6 protein-coding genes and 1 pseudogene are annotated in these 12,402 nt (G+C 75.2%); 1 reads left to right on the forward strand and 6 read right to left on the reverse strand.

Features of this window, described 5'->3' with window-relative positions; translation table 11 throughout:
• Positions 1-82: 82 nt before the first annotated feature.
• From ACI798_RS19925 to ACI798_RS19950, 6 genes are all read right to left on the reverse strand, one after another.
• Positions 83-6,013 carry a DUF4082 domain-containing protein gene (locus ACI798_RS19925; protein WP_457048749.1) on the reverse strand — a complete coding sequence of 1,977 codons (5,931 nt, stop codon included), beginning with the start codon at positions 6,011-6,013 and terminating at the stop codon, positions 83-85.
• Positions 6,013-7,518 (reverse strand): sugar transferase, encoded by a 1,506-nt coding sequence (locus tag ACI798_RS19930; RefSeq protein WP_457048750.1) that lies wholly within the window; start codon positions 7,516-7,518, stop codon positions 6,013-6,015. The genes ACI798_RS19925 and ACI798_RS19930 overlap by 1 nt, the downstream gene beginning before the upstream one ends.
• A 325-nt stretch (positions 7,519-7,843) precedes the next feature.
• Positions 7,844-8,869, reverse strand: a complete 1,026-nt coding sequence (locus ACI798_RS19935) for a dTDP-glucose 4,6-dehydratase (protein WP_456943055.1) — start codon at positions 8,867-8,869, stop codon at positions 7,844-7,846.
• A 115-nt stretch (positions 8,870-8,984) separates the two neighbouring features.
• Positions 8,985-10,067, reverse strand: a complete 1,083-nt coding sequence (locus ACI798_RS19940) for a TolB family protein (protein ID WP_456943056.1) — start codon at positions 10,065-10,067, stop codon at positions 8,985-8,987.
• The gene (locus ACI798_RS19945) at positions 10,060-11,331 is read right to left on the reverse strand and encodes an MFS transporter (RefSeq protein WP_457048751.1); all 1,272 of its coding nucleotides are present in this window, start codon (positions 11,329-11,331) and stop codon (positions 10,060-10,062) included. Before ACI798_RS19945 ends, ACI798_RS19940 begins: the two co-directional genes overlap by 8 nt.
• Positions 11,332-11,362: 31 nt before the next feature.
• A complete protein-coding gene (locus tag ACI798_RS19950; protein WP_457048752.1) occupies positions 11,363-11,962 on the reverse strand; it encodes an acyltransferase in 600 nt (199 codons plus the stop codon).
• Positions 11,963-12,149: 187 nt separating this feature from the next.
• Here ACI798_RS19950 and ACI798_RS19955 point away from each other — a divergent pair.
• A pseudogene (locus tag ACI798_RS19955) lies at positions 12,150-12,402 on the forward strand (UDP-glucose 6-dehydrogenase); the annotation flags it as partial.

A 12,402-nucleotide genomic window follows, 5' to 3' on the forward strand; every position in this document is an offset into this window, starting at 1 on the left:
AGTGTGTCCTCTCGCGCGCCCGGTGTGACCGGCTTCGCGCGCGGCATCCCCCGGTGTGGCGACACGACCGGCTCGCGGACGCTCACCCGACCGTCACCAGCCAGGTCACCGGCGAGGCAAGGACGTTGCCGGCGCGGTCCCGGGCGGCGACCACCGACACCGTGTATCCGGCGCCCGGGGTCAGGGCCGCCTCCGGCTCCAGCCGGGCGACCAGGGTGACCGGGTCGTACACGGTGCGGGCCGGCACCGGCGCGCCGTCGGGCCCGGTCAGCACCATCTCGACGCCGGTCACGTCCTCGGAGAACAGCGCGGTCGGGGCGCTGCCGGCCGGGGCGGCGCCCTCCGGTCCCCGGGCGGTGACGACGGGCGCCACGGTGTCGCCGCCCTCCGGCGCGGCCGTGGTGACCACGACGTCCACCCAGGGGTTCGCCCCGGCCACGGACTGCGTCGGGAAGGCGCCCGGCGGGCCGGTGAGGCCGTTCGGCCGCTCGCCGTCGGCCGGCGCGGTCAGCGGTCCCGAGGACCGTGCCGCGGTCAGGCCCTCCGGCGTCGCCGACCACCGGCCCTCCGGCGCGGTGTAGCTCACGACGTACTCGCGGCCCGCGGCCAGCGGCACGGGGCTGCCCAGTTCCGCCACCTGCCAGCCGTCCGCGGTCTCGTCGGTGAAGGTCACCGAGGCCAGCCGCTGGCCGGTGTCGGACCAGAGGCTGCCGACGTGCGTCCCGGTGGCCCCGGCGCCCTTGGCGAAGCGCAGCGCGGTCACCCAGGTGTCGGTCGAGGAGGTGAACCGCATGCCCACCTCGGCCGGCGTCGCGTCGTCGACCGCCTCGGCCGGCGGGGTGTCGTCCGCGGTGAAGACCGAGACGGTCTGCGGCTCCGCGGGGGCGTCGGCCGCGGGTGTCCCCGGGGCCGACGGAGCCGGAGTCGACGGAGCCGTGGTCGTCGGCGCCGTGGTCGTCGGCGCCGTGGTCGTCGGCGCCGGGGACGTGGACGGAGCCGTGGACGTGGTGGTCGGGGCCGTGGACGACGGCGCCGAGGACGTCGAGGCGGGCGCCGGGCTCGTCGGGGCCTCCGCCGGCGTGGCGGTCCCGGTGTCCGCGACCCGGGTGGCCGTCGCGTCCGGCGCGGGCGCGGCGTCCTCGACCGCGGCGGCCAGCGTCACACTCGCCGCGGACGTCCCGGCCGGCAGCTGGGTCACGAAGACGACGTCGACCCAGTAGTTCGTGGTCGACCCCTGGTTCGGGAAGCGCGCGCTCCCGTAGGCGTAGACGCCGTTGGGCGAGCCGCTGGTCGCGGCCGGGGCGTGCAGCGGTCCCCGGTCGATCCCGGAGGTGGCGAACCCGTTGTACGTGTAGGAGTACCGCCCCACCTGGGTGGAGTAGGCGGCGGTGTAGACCTGCCCGGCGAAGACCTGCACCGGCCGGTCGAGGACCACCTGCTGCCACCCGGTGGCGCTCTCCGAGCGGAAGACGGCCGAGGCCAGCGGGCTGCCGTCGGCGGCCCACAGCGACCCGGTGTGGGTGCCGGTGTTGCCCGCGCCCTTGTAGAAGCGCAGGGCGGTGACCCAGCCGTCGACGTCGCTGGTGAAGCGCACCCCCAGCGTGACCGCGGCGGTGTCGCTCGCGGCCGCGACCGCGGGCGTCTCCCCCAGCCCGAACAGCGAGCACGGGCAGGCGGAGGGGTTGGTCGTCGCCGTCGTGAAGGTGAGCGTGTACGGCGCCGCCAGGGCGTTGCCGGCCCGGTCGCGGACCCCGCTGAGGACCGCGCGGACCTCGGCGCCCGCGGGGAGCGGCGCGGCCGGCGTGAAGACCAGCGTCGTCGCGTCGGGCGCGGAGACGGTGCCGGCGACGGCGGCGCCGCCCGCGGTGACCGCGACGCCCGCCGAGGCCGCGTCCACCGCCTCGTCGAACCGGAACTCGATCGGCGAGCCGGTCGCGACGCCGGTGTAGCCCTGCCCCGGCGAGGTGGCGCTGACCGCCGGCGGCGTGGTGTCGGCCGGTGCGGCGGTCGCGAACACGACGTCGACCCAGTAGTTGGTGGCCTGCCACGAGTTCTCCGGGAACACCCCGCCGTCGCCGTAGGCGTAGACCCCGTTGAGCGCGCCGGCGGTGCTCTGCAGCGCGTGCAGCGGCGGGTTGTCGCGGCCGCGGTCGGTGAACGTCCCGGTGTCGGCGGCGTAGCGGCCGTTGGGCGCGTGGTACGAGGCGACGTACGTCGTCCCGGCCGTGACCGGGACCGGCGTCCGGAAGGTCAGCTGCTGCCAGCCGCTCGCCGTCTCGTCGGAGAAGGACCCCGACGCCAGCACCCGGCCGTCCGCGGACCACAGGGTGCCGGTGTGCGTGCCGGTGTTGCCCGTGCCCTTGTAGAAGCGGACGCCGGTGATCCACCCGTCGACGTCGGAGCGGATCCGCACGCCGAGCTCGACGGCCGAGGTGTCGGACACCGCCGGCGTCGCGGGCACGGCGTCGCCGAACACGGTGCAGGGGCAGGAGCCGTTCCCGGCGGTGGTGAACCGCCAGGTGTGGGCCGACATGGTGTTGCCGGCCCGGTCCTTCGCCCCGGTGACGCTGACGGTGTAGGTCGCGCCCGCCGCGAGCGCCGCGGTGGGCGTGAAGACCACCCCGCGGCTGGTGTCGGTCGCGGCGACGGTGCCGGCGACCGCTCCCCCGCCGTCCCGGGTGACGGTCATCGTGGCCGAGCCGGCCTGGACCGGCTCCGTGAACGTGATCGACGGGCGGACGTCGACGGAGACGGACGTCGCGGCGGCGCCGGGCGTCGTCCCCTCCACGGCCGGCGGCGTGGTGTCCTGCGCCGGCACGAACACCGCGTCGACCCAGTAGTTGGCCGAACCGCGCTGCGTCGGGAAGGTGCGCGCCCCGTAGGAGTAGACGCCGTTGCCCCCGCCGTCGCCGTCGGCGAGCGCGGTGAGCGGTCCCGAGGTCACGGCGGTCGCCAGGCCGCCCGCGGTCATGGAGTAGCCGCCGGTGTCGGTGTGGTACGAGACGACCAGCGTCGTCCCGGCCGTGACCGTCACCGGCTGGCTGAAGGAGACCTGCTGCCACCCGCTGGTCGTCTCGGGGCCGAACGTCGCGCGTGCGAGCTCCTGGCCGGTGGCCGACCACAGCGTCCCGACGTGCGTGCCGGTGTTCTGCGGCCCCTTGTAGAAGCGGATGCCGGTGATCGTCCCGTCGACGGCGACGCGGATCCGCGTGCCGACCTCGACCCCGGCGGTGTCGGCGGCGGAGAGCACCGCCGGCACCGCGGTGTCGTCCCACACGCTGCACGGGCAGACGCCGGGTGTGGCCGGCGCCCTCATCGTGGTGAAGGTCCAGGTCAGCGGGCTCGCGAGCGGGTTCCCCGAGACGTCCCGCGCGGCGGTCACCGAGACGGTGTGCGCCGTCCCGGCGGCCAGCTGCCCGGTCGGGGTGAAACGGGCGCGGCGGGTGCCGGGGTCGTAGGAGACCGAGCCGGGCACCGCGGCGCCGTCGGCGCCGGTCACCGTCATGACGATGCTGGCCGGCTGCACGGGCTCGGAGAAGACGGCCTCCGGCGTCACGGTGCGGGCCACGCTGCTGCTCCCGGCCGCCGGCGACCCGACCGTGGCGGTCGGGGCCGAGCCGTCCGCGGGCGGCTGGGTCTGGAAGACGACGTCGACCCAGTAGTTGCTGCCGGCCCACGAGTCCTGCGGGAACCCGGGCGAGCCGGTGCGGTACACGCCGTTGGGCGCGGCAGCGGTGCTCGCCGGCGCGACCAGGGGCTCGTTGGAGACGCCCCGGGTGGTGAAGTAGTCGCCGGTGACCGCGTAGCGCCCCGCGGGGGCGTAGTACGAGGCCACGTAGGACTGCCCGGCGAAGACCGGCTCCGGCGTGGGGAGGACCAGCGTCTGCCACCCGGTGGCCGACTCGCTGCCGAAGCTGCCGGTGGCGAGCGGCTGGCCGGCCGCCGACCACAGGGTGCCGGTGTGGGTGCCGGTGTTGCCGGGGCCCTTGTAGAAGCGGATGCCGGTCACGTAGCCGTCGACCGTGGGCTGGAACCGGACGCCGACCTCGACCGGGGTCGGGTCGTCGGCCGCGGGCACCGACGGCGTCGTCGCGGTGGACCACAGGCTGCACGGGCAGGTCCGCTGCCCGACGGTCGAGTCGTAGCCGACCGGCGTCGACAGCCGCGCGCTGTCGTCGACCGCGCGGACGCGCACGCTCAGCGGTCCCGACGCCGGTGGGGTGTACGTGTAGCTCCAGTTCGCCCGGCCCTCCGCCGGGTGCCAGGTGGTGCCCCCGTCGACGGACACCTCGACGCCGCTCACCACGCCGGCGGCGTCGGTGGCGGTCCCGGCGATGGTCAGCGGGGTGCCGACGACGGCGCCGGTGGCCGGGGAGGTCACCGTGACCACCGGCGGGGCGGTGTCGGTGGTGCGGCTCGCCGGCACCAGGTCGCCCGCCGGCGTGACCGGCTGGACCCCCATGTCGGCGAACAGGTTGACGGTGGCCTGCCGCATCGGGGTGTTGGCCACCGCGTGGCCGCCGTCGTGGGTGTCGTCGAGCCCCCACGACCACTGCACGGTCCCGGCGCCGAACACCAGCGCACCGCTGGGTGCCCACCGGTACAGCGTGAGGGCGTGCGACGCCCTCCCCGGCGCGTAGGACACCCCGTAGTCGTCCTGCAGGACGTCGGGCTCGACGACGTCCACCGTCGTCGAGGAGAGCTTGGCCAGCCCGGCGGGCCGGTGGCCGTTGTCGAAGTCCGCGTCCCACTCGTAGCCCAGCGTCCCCGGGCCGAAGGTGTAGGTCCCGCCGGCCGGCTGGCGGGCGACGTCGGTGTTGCGCCACAGCCGTGCCCGGCCGAACTCGGCGGGGACGCTGATCGCGTCGGTGCGCCGGCCGTACTCGCCGTTGACCTTGAACTGCTGCCCGATGAGCGCGTTCTCGGGCGTCACGCCGGTGGCGAAGCGCGGGTCGCGCCAGGTGCCCGTCCACTCCCCCGTCGGGTCGGTGCGGGCGCCGTCGAGGCTCTCCTTGTACGAGACCATCGTCCGGTGGGCGTCGCGGCTGCCGGTGATCGACGGCTCCCAGCGGACCTTCCACCACATCTCGTTGCCGCTGAAGAAGGCGAGGTTGGTGCCCGCGTTGCGGGCGGCCTCGACGTGGCTGCGCTGGGCGCCGGACCAGTACTCGTCGTGGCCGACCGACAGGAACAGCCGGTGGTTGGCGAGCAGGGCGCCGCGCCGGTCGGCGTCGACGCCGGCGACGTAGGAGACGTCGTACCCGTTCTGCTCGAGGAACCGGATCATCGGGTACTCGGCGTACATGAGCCGGCCGGTGGTCACGTTCGGGTTCAGCGGCCGGTTGTAGCTGACCGCGTAGGCGCGTCCGGCCCTCCCGGGCCCGTTGCCGTCGTAGAGGCTGGCCCCGCCCCAGTTGTTGTAGGCGGCCCAGGTGGTGTCCGAGGTCTGCAGGACGACGTCGGACCGGGAGGCGTCGTCGCGGACGACGAAGGTGATCTGGTTCTCCGCGCCGGTGACCGCCCGCAGGTTGGCGACGTACACCCCGGACACGGCGCCGGTGGGCACCTGCCAGCTGGCCGACACGGTCCAGTTGCCGCAGTCGACCATGCCGGTCGCGGCGTTGCGGGCGCACTCCGGCTGCGCCGGGGGCGGCAGGGTGTTCGGCGTCAGCGTGGTGACGTAGCGCCCGCCGTCGCCGCCGTACCAGCCCAGCCGGTAGACGTCGATCGAGTACGAGCGGGCGGTCGTCCGGACCTTGAAGTCCACCCGGCCGCCGACGTTCGTGCTGATGTCGGTGGTGAAGCCCTCGATGCTCGTGTCGGGGCTGACCTGCCAGTCCGTCGTCCCCTGCAGGGTGTTCTCGCACGCCACCCGGCTCACGACGGGCGTGGCGCACGGGTCCGCGGCGCGGGCCGGGGTGGCGGAGAGGTTGACCGCCAGCACGGAGGCGGCCAGGACCACCAGGCAGACCAGCCCCCGCCGGAGGAGGCCGGCCGGCGTCCCGTTCGCCATCAGTAGGCCCCGTCCGCACGCACCACCGCGGAGAACGTCTTCCAGAGGATCAGGACGTCGAGGGCCAGCGACCAGTTCTCGACGTAGCGGAGGTCCAGCCGCACGGCCTCCTCCCAGGTCAGGTCGCTGCGGCCGGAGACCTGCCACAGGCCGGTGAGACCCGGCTTGACCAGCAGCCGTCGGCGGACCTGGTCGTCGTACAGGGCGACCTCACCGGGGAGGGGCGGCCGGGGTCCGACGAGGGACATCTGGCCGCCGACGACGTTGAGCAGCTGGGGCAGCTCGTCGAGCGACAGGCGCCGCAGCACCCGGCCGACGCGGGTGACGCGGGGGTCGTCGGCGACCTTGAACAGCAGCCCGTCGGCGTTCTGGTTGCGGTCGGCCAGCGCGGAGCGCCGCGCGTCGGCGTCGGTCACCATCGTGCGGAACTTGAGCATCGTGAACGGCCGGCCGTCGAGGCCGATGCGCCGCTGGCGGAACAGCACCGGACCGGGCCCGTCCAGCCGGATGGCCAGGGCGACGGCGAGCAGGACGGGCAGGACCGTGAGCAGCAGCAGGACGGCGACCGACCGGTCCATGGCGGCCTTGACCAGGCGCTTGGGGCCGGTGAACGCGGGCTCCTCGACGTGCACCAGGGGCAGGCCGATGAAGGGGCGCATGTGCATCCGCGGCCCGGCGATCTCCATGAGGCCCGGGGCCACGAGCAGCTCCACGCCCGAGCCCTCCAGTTCCCAGGACAGCCGGCGCAGGTAGACCGCGGCCGTCTCGCTGGAGCTGGTGACCGCGACGGCGTCGGCCCCCAGCCTGCGGACGGCCGCCGTCACCTCCGCCAGGTCCCCGGCGACCGCGACGCCCTCGGCCCGCAGCAGCTCCGCGCGCTGGGGGTCGGGGACGCAGGCGCCGACGACGTCCATGCCGCAGTTGCGGTCCCGGCGCAGCTGCCGGACCAGGTCGAGGACCGCCCGCTCCCGGCCCACCGCGACCACCGTGCGCAGGCACCGCCCGCGGGCGCGCAGCGCGTGCAGGCGGCGGCGCAGCAGGTGGCGGCCGAGGAGGCTGGCGAGGACGGCGGCCGGGACGGCGATGACCACCATGCCCCGGGACAGCTCGAGCGCCCCGGCGTAGGAGACCAGCGCGATGCCCGCCAGCAGGACGACGCCGGCCCGGAAGACGCTGCGGAACTCCTCGTTGCCGTTGCCCAGGTCGCCGACGGCGTAGCCGCCGGTCACGAACACGAGAGCGGCCCAGCCCAACGGCAGCAGCACGAGCGCCGCCGCCATCGTGGGCCCGACGTCGGTGCCGAAGCGGACGACCTGGGCGGTCACCCCGGCGAGGGCCGCGGCGAGCACGTCGGCGACGACGGCGGCGACGACGTACCAGCTCATCCACCGGCGCAGCGGGCGGCGGCCGCGGTCACCCCGTCCCGGGGACCCGCCGGCCTCCCGGCGCCCCGGGGAGAGCCCGAGGGCGGGCCGGCCGGGGCGCGCCCGGTCGTCGTCGAGCAAGCCGTCGTTCCCCATGAGCATCGCCCGGCCCCCCGTCGACCCATCAGCCGGAGCGCACCGGGCAGGTGGCTCCTCGTGCCATGCCTCACCCGCGAGCGCCCGGGGCGCCGGCTGGGGGAGGCCGCGTCAAGCAACCAGAGGGTGGTGACTCTGCGCAACCCTCTTGCGCACGGTGCCGCAGGAAGTCGCTGTTCAGTGGAGTGGCAGTGGCCAACTAAATGCGGAGAGTAGCGACGCGAGGGTGAGTCGCGGACACGGCTGTGACCCCGCGGCCGGAGGTCCCCCGGCCGCGGGGTCCGCGGTGCCGCGCGCCCGCGGGGCGCGGTCAGGCGGTCGCGGGCACCACCCAGTTGCGGTCCTCGATCCGCGTGAGCATCTCCTCGGGCGACTCCGGCCGGGCACGGAACCACTCCACGAGCTCGGTGATGCCCTGCTCGAACGACACCGCGGGACGGAAGCCGGTCAGCTCCTCCACCAGCCGGGCGTCCACCACCAGGCGCAGCACGTCCCCGGGGCGGGGCTCGAGGTGCTCCGGCGTGAGCCCGGGGACCCCCACCGCCGCGGTGACGACCTCGCACAGCCGGTTGATCGTGATCTCCCGGCCGGTCCCGAGGTTCACCGTCCGCCCCACGGCGGCGTCGGTCTCGGCGAGGGTCGCGAGGCCCGCGGCGGTGTCGGTCACGTGCATGAAGTCGCGGGTCTGCTCGCCGTCCCCGAACACCAGGGGAGGCAGCCCGCACAGCGCCCGGACGATGGTGCGCGGGATGACCTCGCCGCTGTCGCCCTCGAAGTGGCTGCGCGGGCCGAAGGTGTTGAAGGGCCGGGCCACGACGGTGGGCATCCCGTGGGTGCGGAACATCGCCCGCGCGTACGCCTCGCCGGCCAGCTTGCTGGCGCCGTAGACCGTCTCGGGCCAGGTCGGGTGCGTCTCGTCCATCGGGGCGTACTGCGCGGTGCCGAAGACCTCGCTGGAGCTCACGTGCACGAAGCGCCCGACGGCCTCGGCCCGGGCCAGCTCGAGCAGCTGGAGGGTCCCCTCGGCGTTCACCCGGTGGTTCTCGAAGGGGTCGTGCAGGCTGTGCCGCACGCCCAGGCAGGCCAGGTGGAAGACGACGTCGACGCCGTCGAGCGCCGCGGCGACGGCCGGCTCGTCCCGGATGTCGGTGACGTCGACCGCCAGCCGGGGGTCGTCGGCGAGGTGCGCCAGGTTGTCCAGGGTGCCGTTGCGCAGGTCGTCGAGCACCCGCACCTGGCCGACGCCGCGCCGGAGCAGCAGCTCCTCGACCAGGTGGCTGCCGATGAATCCGGCGCCGCCGGTCACGACGACCCTCGTTCCGTCCAGTGTGCTCATCGCTCTCCTCGGGAGGTGGTGCTCGGTCCGGTGGCGCACGCCGGCGGTCGCCGTCGTCCGCCCGTCCCCCGCCGGCCGGCCGGGGACGGATGTTCGGTCGTGGTGGCCGGGTGCACTAGCCCCCACCCACCACGGAGGGGGAGGACGCGTCGGGGACGAGGAGGACCGGCTGCCCGCCGTCGACGTCGGCCACCCACACGTCGAAGTCGACCGAGGAGGCCACGCCCTTGCCGACGGAGTAGAGGACCCGCCCGTCGTCGAGCCAGGTGACCTGGTCGTCCACGATCCGCCCCTCGGTGAGCGGGGTGCGCCCGCCGGAGGCGAGGTCGAGGGCGACGAAGTGGTCGTTGCGCGACTCGGGGTCCTGCTCCTTGAGGACGACGGTCGTCCCGTCCGCCGAGACCGACGGGCACGCGCCGTTCTCCGCCGCCACCGTCAGGGTCCGGGTGGTCACGTCGCCGCGGACCAGGTACCGCTCACCGCCGGTCCCCATCGTGGCGTAGAAGGCCGGGCCGTCGCCCACGAAGGAGACGCCCCAGAAGTTGCGGTCCTCCGCCGTCACGGCGACGCCGTCGCGCAGCGTCGTCCAGGTCTCCAGGTTGCCCAGCGACGTCCGGCCGGCCATCTCGGTGATGACGGTCTCGGTCGAGAACTGCGCGTCGGTGTACGCGTGCCCGGTGACGAACACCGTCGACGCCGCGTAGGAGCCGCCGCTGGACATGCGGGCCCGGCTCGGGATGCCGCCGAGGTCCTGCGTGCCGACCTCCGTGAGGTCCCCGTCGAGGAGGACCGCCCGGTACGTCGTCACGAGCCCCGGCACCTCCTGCAGGCAGATGGCCCCGCGCTCGACCGCGGAGATCCGCTCGCAGGACAGGTCGAGCACGGCCCGGGGACCGTCCGGGTCGGACAGCGGCACGAGCGCGACCTGCCCGTACGAGGGGCCGGGCTCGGTGGTGCGGACCACGAGGTGCGGCACGGCCAGCACGTCCTCGACGGCCAGCCGGGCCCGCGCCGCCTCGTCGGCCGCGGCGGCGGCAGCGGCCGCGTCGTCGGCTCGCCGCTGCACGACGAGGTAGGCGACGAGGGCGCCGATGCACAGCACCGCCACCGCGGCGACGACGCCGATGCGGCGCCGGGACACCGGTGGCGGGGCCGGGGGCCGGCCGCGCGGCGGGGCGGACGTCCTGCGCTCAGGCACCGGCGTCCCCTCCCCCGGCCGGGACGCGCTCGACGCCCCGCAGCAGCCGCCAGACCACGGGGACGGCGAGGGCGAGGGCCACGGTGAACGCCGCCATCGCCGTCTGCTGGTCCCACGCGGTCCACAGCAGCCCGAACAGGACGGCGGACAGCAGGCGGCCGCCGGCGACCGCCGTCTGCACCGCGGCGATGCCCGACGTGCGCAGGTCCGGGGGGCTGAGCTCGGCGGCCAGCGCGGACACGACGCCGTCGGTGGCCGCGTAGTAGACGCCGAGGCCGGCGAGGACGACGGCGGTCAGCCCGGCGCCGGCCCCGACCCCGAGCAGCAGGGCCGCGTAGGCCACCAGCAGGGCGACGTGCCCGCCGACGAGGACGGGCACCCGGCCCACGCGGTCGGCCAGCCGGCCCATCGGGACGGCGAGCACCAGGTACACGAGCGCGGTCCCGACGAACAGCAGGGGGAAGTACCGCGCGCTCACGGCACCGTGCTCGCGCAGCAGGAGGTAGAGGAACCCGTCGCTGACGGTCAGCAGGCCCAGGAACCCGCCGGTGACCACCACCCGCCGCAGCGACCGGCCGGTGAGCAGCCGGCCGAGGCTGCGCCACCCCGGCGGTGGGGTGCCCACGGCGGCCGGGCGCTCGCGGACGAACCCGGCCAGGACCGCCACGCCGAGCACCGCGACGACGAAGCTGGCGAGGAAGACGCTGTCGTAGTCGCCGGGCAGGTACAGCAGGAGCGCGAAGGCGACCAGCGGCCCGAGCAGCGCGCCGACGGTGTCCATCGCGCGGTGCACCCCGAAGGCGCGGCCGAGCAGGTCCGGCGGTGCCGCCGCGGCGATGAGCGCGTCCCGCGGCGCGGTCCGCAGCCCCTTGCCCGTCCGGTCGACGGCGAGCACGGCACCGATCGCGGCCGCCCCGCTGACCACCAGGAGCCCGACCTTGCAGACCGCCGAGAGCCCGTACCCGGCCAGGGCGGTGGCTCGCGGACGGCGGGTCCGGTCCGCGGCGAACGCCGCCGCGACGCGGACGAGGACGGAGACCCCCTGGTGGAGCCCGTCGAGGACGCCGAAGGCCAGCGGCGTGAGCCCGAGCGCCAGCGTCAGGTAGACGGGCAGCACCGCGGACACCATCTCGGAGGAGACGTCGGTGAGCAGGCTGACGGTGCCCAGCGCGACGACGGTCCCGCCGACCCGGGTCCGTGTCCCGGACGTGGGCCGGCCGCGGGACGGCCCGGTGCGCGGGACGTCTCGGACGCTCGCGTACATGTTCTCCCTCAGGACGGGGGCGGTCCCGCCGTCACTTCCAGTCGACGTCGGTGCGGATGACCTTGGCCGGGACGCCGCCCACGAGGGTCCGGGGCGGCACGTCCCGGGTCACGAGCGCACCACCGGCGACGACCGCGCCGTCCCCGATGGTCACCCCCGGCATGATCATGGCCCGGCTGGCGATCCAGACGTGGTCGCCGATGACGATCGGTCCGGGGCCGGACCCGCCGGCGATCCAGTGGTCGTCGCTGTCGCGCATGCTGACGCCGAAGCCGATGAAGCAGTCCCGGCCGATGGTGATGGCGTTCGAGCAGAACAGCTGCAGCCCGTAGTTGGCCCCGCCGCCGGTGCCCAGGGTGAGCTCGGCGCCGTTGTCGACCCAGATCTGGAAGTCGGTCCCGACGACGAACGTCCCCTCGACGCGGATGCGGCCGCCGCTGCGGACGACCAGCTGCGACGGGTAGGGCCGGCCCTTGTCGTGCCGGAACCCCAGGTCCAGGTACTCCCCCACCTCGATGGCCGCGCCCGGTTCGCGGGTCAGCCGGGCGAGCCGGCGCACGCGGGTCCGCGGTGCTCCCTGCAGCAGCCCCCGGACCTCGGCCAGCCGCGTCAGCACGTGCCTCAGCTCCATGGCGGGCGACTATGGCAGCAGATCCGGCTCTTGTGGGTCCGGATGCGCGCCGCAGTCGCACGACCACCCCCTGGTGTGACCGCTGGTGGTGGTGGCCGTGGGGCAGGTGGTGGCGCTGGGACCACCCGAGGACCTACCGTTCGCCCGCTCCCCCCCTTTCCTGCAGGTCACCAGCGAGGAGTTCGGCGTGCGTCTGTCGGTCATCGGCTGCGGCTACCTCGGGGCCGTGCACGCGGCCTCGATGGCCGAGCTCGGTCACGAGGTGGTCGGCATCGACGTCGACGAGCGCAAGGTCGCCGCGCTGGGTGCGGGTCGGGCGCCGTTCTACGAGCCCGGCTTCGAGGAGCTGCTCGGCGCCACGCTGGCCTCCGGGCGGCTGCGGTTCAGCACCGACGTCGCCGACGCGGCCGGTGCCCGGGTGCACTTCCTGTGCGTCGGCA

The sequence above is a fragment of the Geodermatophilus sp. SYSU D01045 genome, assembly GCF_054050295.1.